Source organism: Vitiosangium sp. GDMCC 1.1324 (assembly GCF_003044305.1).
Taxonomy (GTDB): domain Bacteria; phylum Myxococcota; class Myxococcia; order Myxococcales; family Myxococcaceae; genus Archangium.
The window spans coordinates 270,400-286,126 of the sequence record NZ_PZOX01000006.1 but is presented as its reverse complement, the minus strand read 5'-3'; the positions used below and the strand labels follow the sequence as shown (position 1 = coordinate 286,126).

The following is a 15,727-nucleotide window of genomic DNA, read 5'->3' as shown; positions in this document are numbered from 1 at the left end:
TGTGACTCCGTTCATGCGGACCGGGCGTCTGCCTCGGACATCACCCGCTCCTCATCGAATTTGCCTGCCTGATAGAGCGCGAGGATCTTCTTGCGTTGGATCTTCCCGCTCGTCGTGACCGTGATGGCCTTGGGCTGCACGGCGAGGATCTCGTCGGGCTGGAGGCCCGTCTTGTTCAGGAGCTCTTCTCGGATGCGCTGTGCGTTGCGCCGTCTCTCCTCCTCGGTCAGGTCCCTTGCTTCGTAGAGGACGACGATCCGGTAACGGCCCGAGGGTTGGGGTACCCCGAAGCACGCGACCCGGCGCTGACCCACCCCGGGCAGGGCGCGCACGACCATCTCCAGGTCGTACGGGAAGCAGTTCACGCCATTGATGATGAACATCTCGTCGGAGCGCCCGAGGATTGCCAGCTCACCCTCATGGAGGAACCCGATGTCGTGGGTGTCATGGAACCCGTCACTGTCGAGCCGGTCGATCCGCTCGGCGCCGACGTAGGCGTAGCGCGAGACCGACTCCCCGCGGATCTTGATGACGCCCGTGTGTCCGCTGCCCTCGAAGGGCTCGATCTTCACCTCGAAGCCGCGCACCAGGGGGCCCACGCACGGCACCACCTGCTCGAGGTATTGGCCTAGCTTGTAGGGCGTACCCGGTTGGGAGACGGCGACCGCCAGGGTGGCCTCGGCCATGCCATAGCAGGGGGAGAGGGCCGCGGGATGCAGACCGTGGGGGTCCATCGCCTCTTGGAAGAGGCGCAGGGTTTTCGGGCTGATGGGCTCGGAGCCCACCCCGAGCCACTTCAGGGTGTTCAGATGGAAGCGCTCCGGACGAGAGGAGACCGAGAGCGCCCGGAGGACCCACTCAAGCCCGAAGTTGGGCATCACGCAATGGGTTGCCTTGAACATGCCGACCAGCTTGAGGATGGTGAGCGGACGGCGGGCGAAGAAGGTGGGGGGCACCATCACGAGCGCGGTCGTGTTGAAGGTGCAATTGAGCAGCATCCCCACCAGCCCCATGTCGTGGTAGAGCGGGAGCCAGCTCAGGAAGGTGTCGTGCTCGGGGACGACATGCACCGCCTCGGCCATGGCTCGCACGTTGGCGAGGATGTTGCGAAGCGAGATGACCGTGCCCTTGGGCTGGCCCGTGCTGCCGGAGGTGTATTGGATGAAGGCGTCATCATCCAGTCCCAGCTGCCTGTAACGGGAGTGGAAGCCGCGCTCCAGGAGGCCGCGGAGCAGTGTGCGCCCCGTCTCGAGCTCGAGCCCGTCGGTGACATCCTCCATCCGGATGACGGACAAGGAACGGCCATCCTCCTTCTGTGCCTCCAGGATGTCGGGCTGATCCGCCTCGCCGCACAGGACGAAGCGGTGATGCTCCAGGAGGGGCTGGATGCGTTGTTTGAAGGCGCCTTCACCCGCCAGTGTCTTCTTCGGGGGCAGGGGCACGGGAGTCGCGCCGAGCAGCATCAACCCCAACCAGGTGATGATGAAGGAATGCGAGGTGTGAGCGGTGATGATCACCTTCTCCTGCCAGCCGATGCCCATGGATTCCAGGACGACCGCGGCCTGGGCCGCGTACGCCATCAGGTCGCTGTAGGTGTAGAGCTCGAATTGGGACGTCTCGTCCGAGTAGACCGAGATGCCTCGGGTGGTGGTGTTGGCGATCCGCTGCCACACGTCCTCGATGGATTGCACTTGCTTCACGGCCGGGTCCGTCATGTCCATTGGGTGTTCTCGAGAGGGGTTGGGGTTTGTGGGCTCACCTGGTGGTGGCCGGCTGCGTGGCGAGGTGCTCTTCCACCATCTTGTAGATGTCTCCCACCGTCCGGACTCCCGCGATGCGCTTGAGGGAGATGGTGACGCCGAGCTCGTCCTCCAGCCTCGCGATGAACTCCATGACCTTGAGGGAGTCGAAGCCGAGGTCCTCGACGAGCCGCTTGTCAGCGGTGATGGACCTCCGGGGGGTCTGTAGGCTCATGAGGAGTTGGTTGATGATGTCGCGCATGTCGTGGCTCTCCTTGAAGATGTGTCTGGGGTTGGGGGCTCAGTGCGCCAGCCGGTCTCGGAAGGATTTGAAGACACCGAGAGCCCGCTCGAGATCCGCCCACTCGTGGTTGGCCATGTAGCTGGTGCGGAATCCGGACCTCTCGTCGGGGACGGCGGGAGGGCCCACCGGGTTGACGTACACGCCGGCGTGCATGAAGCGTTTGTAGGCGGCCAGCGCGAGCGTGTAGTTGCCGAGCACCACCGGCACGATGGGAGCCCCGTGGTATTCGGCCTGGTAGCCCATGTCGCGCAGGCCCTCGGCCATGTACGCAGCCTTGCGCAGCAGGTCCGCTCGTCGCTCCGGCTCGTCCTGGATGACGCGCAGCGCGGCCCGGACCGTCTCCACTACGGGAGGTGGGAGGCTGGCCGAGAAGATGTGTCCCGAGCCGTTGTGCTTGATGAAGTCGATGACCTTGCGGCTTCCCGCGATGAAGCCGCCGAGCGCCGCGAGGGACTTGCTGAAGGTCCCCATGACGAGGTCCACCCGGTCGAGGACGCCGAGGGTTTCGCAGACGCCCCGGCCACCGGGGCCGAGGACGCCGAGCGCGTGCGACTCATCCACGTACAACCGCGCGCCGAACTCGGCCGCCAGGTCGCAGATGGCGTCGACCGGGGCAATGGTGCCCTCCATGCTGAAGACGGAGTCGGTGACGATCAGCTTGCGCCGGGAGGCATTGCGCTCGAGCACGCGCCTCAAGTGCGCCATGTCGGCGTGCCTGTAGAGGGTGACATCGGCGCCCGAGAGCTTCGCTCCATCGAACAGGCTGCGATGGTTGCGCGCATCCATGATGATGAGGTCGTCGTGGGCGCAGAGGGCGGAGATGGCGGTCAGGTTGGCCTGGTAACCCGTGCTGCAGAGGACCGCCGCCTCCTTGCCAACGAAGTGGGCCAGCTCGGACTCCAGCCTCTTGTGGATGTCCAGGGTTCCATTGAGCAGCGGCGAGCCGGAGCAGCCGGTGCCGTACAGGTCGATGGCCCGCCGGGCCGCTTCCACCACCGAGGGGTGCGTGGCCAGTCCGAGGTAGGAGTTGGTCCCGATCAGCACGACCTGGTGTTGATCGTCGAACTGGATGGACGAGCGCTGGGCCGTCTTGAACTCTGGATAGAGGCCGTAGATGCCAGCGAGCTTCAAGGCGGTGAACTTGTGCTGCCGCTCCACCTTCTGGAAGATGTCATGGTCACCCAGCTCGTCCTGGTCTCTCCGGATGCGCTGCTCAAACCGGACGAGCTCCGCGCCGTCTTCGCCCGGCACTTCCGGTTGCTCGATGTTGGCAGCCATCAGTCTCGCGAGCGTGTTGGTGGCCTCGGGGTCGTGCGCGTGCCGGATGAAATAGGCGAGCGGCTGCACCCTGGCTCCGAGGAGCAGCTTGGGGGTGTAGTTGGTGATGCCCAGCTCCATCCTCTTCTTGCCGTGCTGGATGGCGGAATCCAGGGAGAGGACGGAGGCCGCGCGATAGAGATTGGCCGTCCGGTAGTGTTCGAATTCGTAGTCCACGCCCCAGTCGAGCATGATGTAGTCATCGTCGCCGATGATGTTGATCATGAAGGCAATGGGGTTGCCCTGGTGTTTGAAGAGGATGATCTCGCTCCTCCCCTTCAAGGATTGGGCGCATTCGTTGAAGAAGCGCTCATCGAGTTGCTCGCGGTTGTACTCGCCGGCGGCCTGGTTGACGTTCCTCCAGAGCTTCGTCAGCACAGGGGAGAGCTCCGCGTAGTCGCCGAGCACCTCGCATTCAATCTGATAGCGCTCCTTGAACTGGAGGCTCGTCTTCAACTTGTACCGGTCCTTGCTGTTGAGCGAGGCGAGGTATTCGTCCAAGGAGCTCCAGTGGATGTCGATGGCCGCATTGGCGAAGCCGGGCACGGGGCGGAAGCCGAGCGGAATCAGCGCCTGGCTGAAGTGTTGATATTTCCCGGTGGGCACGTCGCGGATGAGGAAGAAATCGATGCCTCGCTCCTGGCAGATGCTCTCCATTTCGGAGACCAGGCGCTTCAAGACCTGCTGAAGACGCCTGGGCTCCCGGAGCTCCAGTCCCTCACCCACCATGGTGAAGAGACCGCACTCGAGGAGTTGGAAGCTCATGAACTGGGGGTACCACTCCTTGATTGCAGCCCGCGCCTCCAGGGGGATCTTCTTGTCCATGGTGGAGAAGTCCATTTCCACCTTGTAGAGATTGGCGCGTGCGATCGTCTCTCCAGTGGAGGCATCCTGGAAGGTGAGATAGAAGTTCTCGAGAGCATTGATGCCCGAGTCCTCGACCATCTTCAGGACGTCGTGGCGCATGCCGCTGTTGCCTTTGAATCCAGAATCCCATTCCTCTCGGGGGACGGAGGAGAGACTGTGTGAACGATTGAGAATGAGTTCCATGTCAGGCGTTTCCATGCGCCATGCTCCTGGCGGATTGTCTGTCTTCGGGTTGATGGGAGGGATTGAGGCTGGCGCCGGCGGTCCTGCTAGCGCGTGGCGAGCTTGTAGGTGGCGTAGAGCAGCATCCCGACGTTCGTATAGAAGGTGGCGTTGAAGCCGGGGATGCGAAGGAGGGGATCCTTGAGGTAGCCGATCCAGAAGGCCACTCGTCCCAGGACGAAGACGAGCGTCGCCACCACGAGTACTTTCAGCTCTTCAGCCTTGAGCAGCGTGGCGAGTGCCACCGAGGCGATGCAGAAGAGCACGAGCTGCTCGAGCGTGTTCTGCAGGTAGCGTGCGTGGATCCGCAGCGCCGGGGACTCCACGCCGGAGAGGGGATCGATGGCCTCGCTGGTGAATCGCTTGGTCGCGACCGCCAGGATTCCAGCGACCAACGTCCATGAGGCCACGAGCGTGCATCGGAGTGCGAAGGCAACGCGTTGCTCGACGGTGGGCAACACTGGAGCCGGAGGGAGCAGTGCGAAAGCGAGGCCGGCAATGGCACCCGCGGAGAGCAGACCCACCCCAATTCCAAGCCGGACGATGCGTTGCTTCCTGGCTAGGGAGTGAACTGCTTCAGACGTGTCGGCTTTGGAATCCATCTGCATGACAACCACCCCCCACTCGTCGCGGCCCGCGCCGCCCTTGGGCAATTTTCAATAAGGAAAGAGTTGAGAGTGGGTTCTTGTGACCGTGGATGGATCAATGCCCGCCGATGGATGAATTGGCGCCAGCAGGCACGGGGAATGGCACGTCCAGGCGTTGCCCGGCCGCCTAGAGGGCTGGACGTTGCCGCTGCGCTCGTCTAGCGGGTCCTGGGACTTACGGAAGGGCGCAGAGCCCGCCGGAGCACACCAGTCCCTGGGCGCACGTGCGGCCACAGGTGCCGCAGTTTTGCGTATCCGAAGCCAGGTCCACGCACCGGTCCCCGCAGTTCACGAGCGGCGAGGCACACTGGCAACGGCTGTTCGTACACGTCTCGTCCTGGGCACAGGTTCGGCCACAGGCGCCGCAGTGCTGGACATTCGTGCGCAGGTCCACGCACTGGCCATCGCATTCCGCCTGGCCGGACGGGCAGGCACATCTGCCATTCGTGCACACCTGGCCCGCGCCACAGGTATTTCCACAGGCGCCACAGTTCCGAGCGTCGGTCGAAAGGTTGCTGCACACACCGTCGCAGTCGGTGGCGCCCACGGAGCAGACGCGGACGCAGCGGCTTCCCACACAGACCTGGTTGGAATCGCACGCCGTGCCGCAGGTGCCGCAGTGGAACCGGTCGGAGCGGACGTCCACGCAGCCCTGTCCGCAGCGGCGGTGGTCCTGGGCACAGGCCGTCACGCACTCGCCGTCCTGGCAGAGGCCGTCGGGTCCGCAGGCCCTGCTACAGGCTCCGCAGTGGTTCCCGTCCGATTCCGTATTCGTGCACCGGCCCTCGCACTCGGTCAGCGGGGGCTCACAGGCGCAAGTGCCCGTCCTGCACGTCTCGAGGGAGCCACACGCCGTTTCGCACGTATGGCAGTTCGCCGTGTTGCTCTCCAGCTCCACGCAGTCGCGCTCGCATGCTGTCAGCCCGGCGGCGCAGGCGTCCGTGCACCGGCCCCGGCTGCACACCTGTCCATCCGCGCACGCCTGTCCGCACGCACCGCAGTGGGCCACGTTGCTGCGCGAGTCCACGCAGGACGCTCCGCAGCGCGTCTGGCCGAGCGCGCACTCCGGGAGCTCATCCACGGAGACGCAGCGCTCTTCCACGCACGCCGTGCCCTCGGGACACCTGGGGTCCTCCGGCTGGCCACAGAAGAAGGGCTGGGTCCGCGTGCACCCGAAGCCGGTGGCACACGTCACCACCACGAGCAGGAGCAGGCGCGGAGAGGGGAACATTCGCGCCCATGACTCTAGGGGCGCTCTCTTCCCCGAGCGAATCCCTGGCCGCGCATCTGTTCGCTGGTAGGGGCTCCAATCACTCGCGGCGGCTGCGCGTCTTGTAGGTGAGCACGGGGGCGAGCGTCGCCACCACCCGGACGAGCCCCGCATCCACCAGGTCCTGCACCACGCGGTCGATGGCCTTGTACGCCGGTGGTGCCTCCTCGAAGAGCAGGTCGCGGTCCTCGCAGATGACGTGGCTCTTGAAGGAGGTGCGGGTGAGGGCCTCGGGGGTGAATCGCTCGCGCATCCGCTCGCGGGCACTGGAGCGCGTCCACTTGCGGCCCGCTCCGTGCGCCAGGCTGTGCGCGTGGCCCGTGCCGTCTCCCAGGGGAAGCACCAGGTAGCTCAGCGAGCCCCGGCTGCCGGGAATCACCACCGGCCCCTGGTCCGAGGGCGCCGCTCCTTTGCGGTGCAGCCAGCACGTGTGGCCCTCGTACTGCTTCGGGGTGACGCTGTTGTGGCAGACATCGAGCACCCGCCGTCCCGCCGCTCCGATGCCCTGCATCATCCGTCCAGCGATGGTGGCGCGATTGGCTCGGGCCCACTCCACCGCGTGGTCATGCCTCGCGAGATAGCGCTGCGCCTCGTCCGTGTCCTCCGCGAGCCCGCCGGTGCCATGCCGGTCCACGTGCGCTCGGAGGATGGCCTCGCCCAGTCCCCGGGAGCCGGAGTGGATGAGCAGCAGGAGGCGATCCGCCGCCAGTCCCAGTGCGGTGAAGGCTTGTGCGTCGTGCACCGCGTCCACGCGTTGCACCTCGGCGAAGTGGTTGCCTCCGCCCACGGTGCCGAGCGCCGCCTCGAAGCCACAGGGCTTCACACCCAACTCGGCGAGCACCGCGTCCGTGTCGCCCTCCCACGGTCCATCCAGGTCCAGCCTCGCCGCCCAGCGCTCCGCCTTCGCCTTGCGCGCGGGCAGATCCAACTCCCAGAGCCCCATCCCACAGCCGATGTCGTTGCCCACCAGGAAGGGATAGAAGAGGCCCTCGGAGGCGAACGCGGCGCCCACCGGTGCGCCCTTGCCTGGATGCAGGTCCGGCAGGCCCACCGCGGAGCGCATGCCGGGAAGTCGTGAGGCGGCTTCGAGCTGGCGGATGGCTTCACCCTCCACCCACGACTGGGGCGAGGCGATCACACGGACGTGGGGCGTGGGCGAGTTCATGCCCCCTTCGACGCGCGCTGTGTCCGCTGCCTGACGGGGCCGCCCGGCCGCCTATTTGTGGTACGGCTCGCCCTTGAGGATGGTGAAGGCACGGTAGAGCTGCTCCACCAACACCACCCGCGCCAGCCGGTGCGGCAACGTCATCTTCGACAGCGAGAGCACCAGGTCCGCGGAGTGTCTCACCCGCTCGTCCAGGCCCTCGTCACCGCCGATGATGAGCAGCAGATCCTTCGCGCCGTCCTGGGCCCGGCCCACGTAGCGGCTGAACTCCACCGAGTCCAGCAGCTTGCCCCGCTCGTCGAGCGCCACCAGAAGGTCCTGCGGCTTGCGGCGGGCGAGGATGGCCTCGGCCTCGGCGGCCTTGGCGTCCCCGGCCTTGCCCTTCTTCCCACCCGCCTCGGGCAGTTCAATCAGCTCGAAGCGGGTGTAGTGGGCCAGGCGCGAGGCGTACTCCTGGACCGCGGGCTCGTACAGGCCCGAGCGATCCTTGCCGATGGAGAGGAGCCGGACCTTCAGGCCACCTTCTCCCGCCGCGCGTCGGCCCAGAGGCCCTCGAGGTCATAGTGGGCGCGGGCCTCGGAGAAGAAGAGGTGCGCCACCACCTCGCCGAAGTCCAGCAGCACCCACTGGCCCGTCTCCATGCCCTCGTGGCCAATGGGGCGCAGGTTCTCCGTCTCCTTGAGTTTCGTCAGCACGTGCTCGGCCATCGCGGACACCTGCCGGTCGCTCTCGCCCGAGGCCACCACGAAGTAGTCCGCGTAGGACGTCATCCCGCGCACGTCGAGGAGGACGATGTCCAGCGCCTTCTTGTCCGAGAGCAGGTTGCCAATCTTGCGCGCCAGCGCATGGGCTCGCGGGTTCTCCGCGGGAGCCGCAGGGGCCGCCGAGGGCGCGAGGGCCTTCTTCTTCGCGGCCGACTTCTTGCGCGGGCTGGGGAGCTTCCGGGCCGCCCCCTTCTTCGCTGCCGTCTTCTTACGGGCGGCCGGCGTCTTCGCCGCGCTCTTCTTCGCCGCCGTCTTCTTCGTCGTGGTCTTCTTCTTGGTTGCCATACGTGTCCTGGGGCGCACCCTACCGCACCTGGCCCTGCCCGTGGATGACGTACTTCTGACTCGTCAACTCTCGCAGCCCCATGGGACCAAAAGCGTGCAGTCGGCTGGTCGAAATCCCAATCTCCGCGCCCAGGCCCAGCTCACCCCCGTCGTTGAAGCGGGTGGAGGCGTTCCACATCACCCCGCTCGCCTGGACCTCCCGCGTGAAGCGCCCCGCCACCGCCGCGTCCGCCGTGACGATGGCCTCGGTGTGTTCGCTTCCGTACCGTGAGATGTGCCCCAGCGCCGCGTCCAGCCCGTCCACTACCCGCACCGCCAGGATGAGGTCCAGGAACTCCTGTCCCCAGTCCTCCTCGGTGGCTGGCTTCACCGGCACTCCGGCGCGTGAGAGCACCTCCACCGTGGTCCCGTCCCCTCGCAGCTCCACCCCCTTGGCCACCAGCTCCCGCCCCACCCGGGGCAGGAACGTCTCCGCCACCGCGCGGTCCACCAGCAGGCACTCGGCGGCGTTGCATACCCCCGGGCGGCTCACCTTGGCGTTCACGGTGATGCGCGTGGCCATGTCCAGGTCCGCCGCCGCGTGCACGTACACGTGGCACACGCCCTTGTAGTGCTTCACCACCGGAATCCGCGCGTTCTCCGCCACGAAGCGGATGAGTCCCTCGCCTCCCCGGGGAATGCACAGGTCGATCAGCCCCTCCAGCTTCAGCAGCTCCAGCAGCGTCTCTCGCTCGCCCGGAGGCACCGGCTGGATGCACGTCGCCGGCAGCCCCGCCTCGGTGAGGCCCTTCGCCAGCGCCGCCGCGATGGCCGCGTTGGAGCGCGCCGCCTCGCTGCCTCCCCGCAGCAGCGCCGCGTTGCCGCTCTTGAGGCAGAGCGCCGCCGCGTCGCTCGTCACGTTGGGGCGGGCCTCGTAGATCATCAGCACCACCCCCAGCGGCAGCCTCACCTTGCTCACGTGCAGGCCGTTGGGCCGGTCCCACTCCTCCGTCAGCTCGCCCACCGGATCCTTCAGGCCGGCCACCTCCTCCACCGCCCGGGCCATGCTCTCCACCCGCGAGGCGTCCAGCCGCAGTCGATCCAGGAAGGCCCCTGGCTTCCCAGCGGCTCGCGCGGCGGCCATGTCCTGCTCGTTGGCGGCGACGATGGAGGGAATGGACTCGCGCAGGTGGCGGGCCATGAGCCTCAGGGCCTCATCCTTCTGGCCGGTGGGGGCAGTGGCGAGCACACGGGAGGCCGCCCGGGCGGCTTCGGCGAGGGAGCGCACGTCTTCCTTGGCAACGGACATGTCTCTCCTCTATCACCGCTTCATGAGCGACGCCCGGTTGGAACAGTTCAAACAGATGGCGGCCGAGTTCCCCGATGCGCCCATGGCGCACTTCTCCCTGGGGAAGGCCTACCTGGAGCGCCGGCTGTACTCCGAGGCCGTCCAGGCCCTGGAGACAGCGGTGCGGCTGGATGCCCAGTACGCCGCGGCCCTGGTCTCTCTGGGCGATGCCTACGCCGGGGCGGGACAGCCGCAGAAGGCCCGCGAGGTGCTCACCCGCGCCCGTGACACGGCGCTCGCCCAGAACCACGCCAGCCTCGCCGAGGAGATCGACGAGCGGCTGTCCGGGCTGGACTGAGCTCCGCTACGGCCGCCAGGTGACGCCCATGCCCCCCACCTGGCGGAAGTAGAACAGATCGTTGCGAGGCAGTCGGGTTCCGTACATCGCGTACGACAGCTCCAGGTCCACGTGCTCGCTCAGTGGCCGGGCAAGCTTCAGCGAGAGCGTGTTCTGCGCCTCGTCGTCGTCGAGCAGGATGATCTCCGGCGAGAGGTAGACACCGTCCGGGTAGCGGTTGATGCCCAGCGCGCCCTGCGCCATCAGCGTGAGCTTCCAGGGCAGGCGCACCCCCGCGGTGCCGCTCAGCCGATGGCGCTGCACCGACTCGCCGAAGCTGTTGGAGCTGGTCTCCTGGTACGTGTACGACAGCCCCAGGGCCACCGGGCCCTTGTAGGTGTAGCCCACGCTCGCCATCAGGGCGCCGTCCTGCCGCCGGCCGGTCCACTCCGGCGTGGTTCCCGGCGGGTACCTCACGGAGTCCTGGTAGCGGCGCGAGCCGTACTCGCCGGAGAAGGTGAGGGCATGGCGGCGGTTGAGCCGGTAGCGCGCGAGGAAGCCCACCTCGGGGCTGCCGAAGCTGGCGGAAAAGTCCCGATGGTAGAGGAATCGGTGCGCTCCGGCCCGCAGGCGCAGGGAGAGCTGGACGTCCGGGGCGTACTCGACGAAGGCCGACGCCGCCAGGTCCGTGTACGCGCGCGGTCCACCCCGCCGGTCCTTGGCGCGCCCCTCCACCCCCACCCCCAGCGACGAGCCCAGGGCGAGCGAGCCCTCCAGCGCAGCCGCCTGCACGAGCACGTCCTCACTGGGGAAGCCCAGGTACTTGCGGCCGCCTCCGTCGTAGCGGCCCACGAGCTGCCAGCGGTCCGCCGTGTAGCGGCCCTCGCCCGCGGCGAGCAGGCTGAACACCAGGTCCGACGTGTCGGCGCTCGTGCTCCCCTTGGTGAAGTCGCGCGGCGCGTTGCCGTCCAGCATCATCCGGCCCGTCACGCGCACCTGCCCCTCCACGTCGGCGGCATGCGCGCCACCGGCGAGCGCCAGGGGAAGCACCACGAGCGCGGAGAGGAGCCGTTTCAACGGGCGCACCATACTCCGGGCCCCGGCCGCATGCCCTGTCCACGAGAGGGCAGCCGGCAGGGCGGGGCGGTGGCTGCGCGCCCGGACGGCCGGTAGATTCCGCCCATGCGTCTCGCTTCCGTACTCCCCGTGTGTGCCCTGCTGTCTCTCGTGGCCTGCGCCCCCCCCACCTTCACCGCCGAAGTGAAGGGGGAGACCACCGTCCCCGCGGCCCCCGGGGGCATTGGCACCCTGCTCGAGGCCTTCCCGGCCATTGGCAGCTTCTCCAGCCTCGACTTCGACCAGAACCAGGACTTCCAGAACCAGGGCGTCACCAAGGAGCAGGTCTCCTCCGCGAAGCTCCAGTCCCTCCAACTCAAGGTGCTCGCGCCGGCGGACCAGGACTTCTCCTTCCTGGACACGGTGGAGTTCTACGCCAAGACGGGGGACCGCGAGGTGCTGGTGGCCTCCAAGCACAACATCGCCTCGCTGGGCCTCAAGGCGCCCAACCCGGTGCTGGCCCTGGACCTGGAGGACGTGGATCTCCAGCCCTTCATCACCGCGCCGTCCATGAGCATCTCCGTGCGCGGCAAGGGCCGCATGCCCTCGAAGGAGGTTCGCCTGCTGGCCGATGTGAAGCTGGACGTGCAGGTGCGGACGTTCAACTAGCGCAGCTCATGGGCGCGCCGCTCCAGCGACTCCGCTCGGGAGTCCAGCTCGCGAGCGAGTGACTCGAGCTGCTTCGCCTCCTGCTCCAGGCTCCGCAGGTCGTCCGGGTTGCCGCTGGCGAGCACCTGGGCCCGCACCGCTCCCACCTGGGGGCGGTTGTCGGAAGCGCGGTAGGTGATGGGCTGGAAGTTGTCCGTCTTTCCTCCCCCAGGAGTCTGCGTCGGGGGCGCATCCGGCGACGACCCCGCGTTGCTTTCAGGCGGGGGCGGCGCGGAATCCGCCGAGGGTGTTTCCCCGAGGAATCCCCGTGGACTGAACAGGCCTGGCTGACGCTGGGCGGCGTCCACCGCGATGGACTTCGTGGAGGAGTCGAAGCGCAGGCGCATGTGCCGGTCCTGCTCGTCGAACATGGACTCCTCGCCGAGGAAGTCGCTCATGCGCCGGTCCAACTCCCGCTCCTCGCGCACCTCGGTGATGCGGGCGCGCAGGGCCTGGAGGCGCTGGCGCACCTTGTCCTCGGAGTCGCGCAGCGCGTCCGCCTGCTCCAGCAGGTCCTCCGGGTCGTCGCTCGCCTCGGCCGGGTTCAGCGCCGGCACCTGGGAGGGGGGCAGCGCGGCCCGCACCGCGTCGCGCTCGGCGCGCAGGTCCCTCATGCGGGCAATCAGCCGGGAGCGGGCCTCGCGGTCGCTCGTGGAGTCCCAGGCCGCGCGCACCCGGGCCAGCTCGTCGGAGAGCGCCGCGTGCAGCGCCAGGTTGCGCCGCTCCGCCTCGGACTCGGCTCCGGCGAGCGACTGGGCCAGCCCGGTGAGCTGACCGGACAGCTCCTGCGAGCGCCGCAGCGCCGCCTCCAGCGCCGGGCCCGCCACCAGCCGGCCCTTCTGCTCGGCCTTGAGCTGCTCGATGCGCCCGGCCAGGGTGTTCAGCTCCGAGCGGAGCGCCTGCTGGCGCTCGCGCAGCTCGCGCACCTGGGCCCGCCCCGCCTGCGCCTCGGTGCGCAGCGAGTCCACTCCCGAGGCCGCCCGTGCGGGCATTCCCAGGGTGAGACTCAGCAAGAGGGAGAGCAGGACGCGCTTCATCAACCCCCTCCTAACAGCAAGCCGGATGCCAGGGCCACCGCGCGGCAGGAGGTTCCGTTGCCGGCAAAACCCGAGCGGTTCCGGGGGCTTCGGCCACGGGCGGGCCGTGAGGCGTGGGGTGGGGAATGATGGAAAACCACGAGGGGGGCGGGGGCGATGGTGGATTTTCGAGGGCTGCTGCTTCTCTTCTACCGTCAGGCGCGAGCGCCCGCCACCTGGCCAGCAGAACCCATCCCGGCCGGCAAGCCTCGTCGCGTTTGGAGCGAGGCCGTGGCACCGGAGGCGCAGACTCAGGGAGCCTTCACGCGGAAGATGTGGGAAGTGGATCGTCAACGGACTTTCGTCATCGGCAACGTGACCTTCCCGGCTCTGGCGATGGTGCTGGTGCCTTGATGCCCGTTGGGCGGCGCGTGTGAGCCAAGGCGTTACTCGTCGGACGGCTCGGGCTTGAGGCGTTTGATGAGGCCCGCCCGGTCCAGCAGTTCGCGAATGCGAGCGGTGAAGGCGACATGCTCAGGGTTGTGCGCTGTCATGGGTTCGGGGGAGAGGGTGAGGAGCCAGCCCAGCACACCCACCGGCTCGATGCGCACGGGCGCGGGCAGCGGTGGCAACGTCCCCAACCGGCGTGAGAGGTATGTCATCCAGCCCACCCGCACCTCGAACTTGCGCTTCTCCATGAGGTCCACCATCTCTGAGGAACTGGCCATGGCGAAGTCGGGGTCCCAGGCCGTGGCCATGCTGGTGAGCACCTCATTCAGCACCGGGGCTCGCAGGAGTCGCTCCCGCACCGGGCCCTCATGGGGTGGGTCGAGCAAGCACGAATTTGGTCCTCCCCAGGGGGAATAGCCACCGCAAGAGCATTTGAGGAAGGTGCATTCCTTCTTCCCATTCCACACGAGCACCCTAAAGCCCAGATCCTCGATGACCTTCTTGCTGAGGTCTGTACGATTTCTCCCGAGAAGGAACAACTGCTCCCATTCCTCTGCCACAGGGCGGACAGGGTGGCCAGGCAAGTCACGGGGGGCGCCACGTCCCCCCCGGTACCACTGGGCGAGCGTCGGATCACACCGCGCCAGCATGTGGAAGAAGAGTTCCGCGCGCCGGGCGCATTCCAACGCAGTTTCCCGGCGGGGCCCCCAGTATGCCCCTACGTAGTAGTCCTCTCTCATGCGTCCTCCTCACCGTTCTGGCGCTTGATGGCGGACCTCAATGTTGTCCAATCCTTCTCGCTTGAAGTGTTTGCGAAGGAAGTTCGCGAACTCCTCCTCGGCCACGTACCAGACCAGCGGTAGCTTCAGTCGTTCGGCGATTTGCGACTGCCGCTCAGCTTGGGTAATCAATCCCTTGAACCCCTCTCCCTTTAGGAACCAGGGCTGGGCTGTACCATCCTTCCTGAGGAAGTGGTTGTAACTGCCGCCCTTGGCCTCCTGCAGTTCCTTGAGGTTGAAGCCGTCGAACTCCACCTCGCCCACCATGTACACCCGCCAGGGGGGCTGCCCCGTTATCTGCTCCTGGTAGTCCAGGGCCTGCTCGGACTCGGTGGTGGGCGTCTTGTATGTCCATCTCCCGGGCCCTTGCGGCGGGGGCGTCTTGCTCGTCTTCCCCGCCCTGGCGCTTCCGCCGCCAGTGTTTCCCTGGCTTCGATTCGCCATGTGGAGGATGGAGAGGGCGCCCACCTCCACGCTGAGCGTCGTCGTCACGGTGCTTCCGGACACCACCATCCTGCTCAGGGCGAGCTCGCCCTCGGCTGTGAGCGACAGCACGGGCAGCTCCGCGCCCAGTCCGCTGATGCGGCCCACCGTGGCCTCCGCGCCCCCGAGCATCATGAGCACATGCGTGGAGAGGCGTGCCGCCTCGCGTATCTGGTCCTCCCGGGACATGGTGCCGAAGCGCGCGAAGTATTCGGGCGAGGAGGCGATGAGGAGCGCCACCGTGGTGGGCAGTTGCCCGAGGTCCTCCAGGGTACGGATGGGGTTGAGGATGGACCTGGCCAGCGCTACCGCCATCTCCCCCATGGCGTCCTGTGCTCCGTCCAGCGCGGCGTTGAGCCAGTCCCTCCTCAAGCCCAGCTCGGCCCAGGGCGGACTGTCCGCGCGCCGCAAGACGTCGTTCACCGGGTAGAGGACGCCGCCGCGCGAGAAGTAGAAGTCGCCCACGACGAGGCGCCCCACCTTCCACTCGCCCTCTTCCAGCGTCACCTGCCCCATGCGCTGGATGGGCTCTCCGGTGACTGCGGACACCGAGTAGCCGTCGGGACGCACCAGCACCAGGTGCCAGAACCGTTTGGCTCGCCGCCGCAGCTCGGCGTACTCCACCCGCTCGCCACCCTCGAGCACCTCACCCAGCAGCCGATAGAGCACCCGGCGCGGGGCGAAGCTCTTCTGCGTCACCCGCGTCTTCGCCAACGCGCCGAGGAGCTGGCGCGCCTGCGACAGATAGAGCGCCGCGCCCGCTGGGTGCCGCGCATCCTCCTCAAGGCCACTCGCCTCCTGCGCCGCTTGAAAGGCGTCCGCCATCTGCTCGGGGAAGCCGCCCGCGCTTCCCGCCGACTCCACTGACGTGGGAATGGCAGGTGGCTGCTGCGGGCCGAAGCTGTCGCGGAACGAGGAGGGCCGCGAGTGGAGGTCAATGTCACTCGCCAGACTTCCACGCGAATGGCCCGTGGCGCACCCGCCCAGAGCCATCAGTGTCAGCACGGCCAGGAGAAACAGGCCGAGGCCCTTGGAAGCACAGTCCTCCAAA

The 15,727-nt window shown here is 67.5% G+C and carries 16 protein-coding genes; 3 read left to right on the top strand and 13 right to left on the bottom strand.

The window, feature by feature from the left end:
* Positions 1–11 precede the first annotated feature (11 nt).
* The 9 genes from DAT35_RS20080 to DAT35_RS20040 form a co-directional block, all read right to left on the bottom strand.
* Positions 12–1,715, bottom strand: a complete 1,704-nt coding sequence (locus DAT35_RS20080) for an AMP-binding protein (RefSeq protein ID WP_158501798.1) — start codon at positions 1,713–1,715, stop codon at positions 12–14.
* 40 nt (positions 1,716–1,755) lie between these two features.
* Complete coding sequence (locus DAT35_RS20075) at positions 1,756–2,001, bottom strand: acyl carrier protein (RefSeq protein WP_108068669.1); 246 nt, start codon at positions 1,999–2,001, stop codon at positions 1,756–1,758.
* A gap of 39 nt (positions 2,002–2,040) precedes the next feature.
* On the bottom strand, positions 2,041–4,410 hold the full coding sequence (locus DAT35_RS20070; protein WP_108068668.1) for an aminotransferase class I/II-fold pyridoxal phosphate-dependent enzyme: 2,370 nt from the start codon (positions 4,408–4,410) through the stop codon (positions 2,041–2,043).
* A gap of 86 nt (positions 4,411–4,496) precedes the next feature.
* Positions 4,497–5,051, bottom strand: coding sequence for an MAPEG family protein (locus DAT35_RS59030; protein WP_255415189.1), 555 nt, complete (start codon positions 5,049–5,051; stop codon positions 4,497–4,499).
* Between the two features lie 220 nt (positions 5,052–5,271).
* Positions 5,272–6,327, bottom strand: a complete 1,056-nt coding sequence (locus DAT35_RS20060; RefSeq protein ID WP_158501796.1) for an MXAN_6577-like cysteine-rich protein — start codon at positions 6,325–6,327, stop codon at positions 5,272–5,274.
* A gap of 79 nt (positions 6,328–6,406) precedes the next feature.
* Positions 6,407–7,531: an RNA ligase RtcB family protein gene (locus DAT35_RS20055; RefSeq protein WP_108068665.1), complete on the bottom strand. Its 1,125-nt coding sequence runs from the start codon at positions 7,529–7,531 to the stop codon at positions 6,407–6,409.
* 51 nt (positions 7,532–7,582) lie between these two features.
* Entirely contained in the window at positions 7,583–8,047 is a 465-nt protein-coding gene (locus DAT35_RS20050; RefSeq protein WP_108068664.1) for a 23S rRNA (pseudouridine(1915)-N(3))-methyltransferase RlmH, read from the bottom strand.
* Positions 8,044–8,580, bottom strand: coding sequence for a ribosome silencing factor (gene rsfS / locus DAT35_RS20045; RefSeq protein WP_108068663.1), 537 nt, complete (start codon positions 8,578–8,580; stop codon positions 8,044–8,046). Before rsfS ends, DAT35_RS20050 begins: the two co-directional genes overlap by 4 nt.
* A gap of 19 nt (positions 8,581–8,599) precedes the next feature.
* Positions 8,600–9,868 carry a glutamate-5-semialdehyde dehydrogenase gene (locus DAT35_RS20040; protein WP_108068662.1) on the bottom strand — a complete coding sequence of 423 codons (1,269 nt, stop codon included), beginning with the start codon at positions 9,866–9,868 and terminating at the stop codon, positions 8,600–8,602.
* Between DAT35_RS20040 and DAT35_RS20035 the strand changes: the two genes are divergently transcribed.
* Entirely contained in the window at positions 9,867–10,205 is a 339-nt protein-coding gene (locus DAT35_RS20035) for a tetratricopeptide repeat protein (RefSeq protein ID WP_108068661.1), read from the top strand. The genes DAT35_RS20040 and DAT35_RS20035 overlap by 2 nt on opposite strands.
* Before the next feature lie 6 nt (positions 10,206–10,211).
* Here the strand turns inward: DAT35_RS20035 and DAT35_RS20030 are convergent, their stop codons facing one another.
* Positions 10,212–11,270 (bottom strand): hypothetical protein, encoded by a 1,059-nt coding sequence (locus DAT35_RS20030; protein WP_369945938.1) that lies wholly within the window; start codon positions 11,268–11,270, stop codon positions 10,212–10,214.
* Positions 11,271–11,366: 96 nt separating this feature from the next.
* Between DAT35_RS20030 and DAT35_RS20025 the strand changes: the two genes are divergently transcribed.
* A complete protein-coding gene (locus DAT35_RS20025) occupies positions 11,367–11,909 on the top strand; it encodes a hypothetical protein (RefSeq protein ID WP_108068659.1) in 543 nt (180 codons plus the stop codon).
* Here DAT35_RS20025 and DAT35_RS20020 read toward each other — a convergent pair.
* Entirely contained in the window at positions 11,906–12,985 is a 1,080-nt protein-coding gene (locus DAT35_RS20020; RefSeq protein WP_108068658.1) for a TetR family transcriptional regulator, read from the bottom strand. The two genes, DAT35_RS20025 and DAT35_RS20020, sit on opposite strands and share 4 nt — an antisense overlap.
* Before the next feature lie 156 nt (positions 12,986–13,141).
* Between DAT35_RS20020 and DAT35_RS20015 the strand changes: the two genes are divergently transcribed.
* On the top strand, positions 13,142–13,378 hold the full coding sequence (locus DAT35_RS20015; protein ID WP_108068657.1) for a hypothetical protein: 237 nt from the start codon (positions 13,142–13,144) through the stop codon (positions 13,376–13,378).
* Positions 13,379–13,410: 32 nt separating this feature from the next.
* Here DAT35_RS20015 and DAT35_RS62405 read toward each other — a convergent pair whose 3' ends face one another.
* The gene (locus tag DAT35_RS62405; RefSeq protein ID WP_108068656.1) at positions 13,411–14,154 is read right to left on the bottom strand and encodes an Imm52 family immunity protein; all 744 of its coding nucleotides are present in this window, start codon (positions 14,152–14,154) and stop codon (positions 13,411–13,413) included.
* A 9-nt stretch (positions 14,155–14,163) separates the two neighbouring features.
* Positions 14,164–15,726 carry a Tox-REase-5 domain-containing protein gene (locus tag DAT35_RS20005; RefSeq protein ID WP_233261586.1) on the bottom strand — a complete coding sequence of 521 codons (1,563 nt, stop codon included), beginning with the start codon at positions 15,724–15,726 and terminating at the stop codon, positions 14,164–14,166.
* Position 15,727 lies beyond the last annotated feature (1 nt).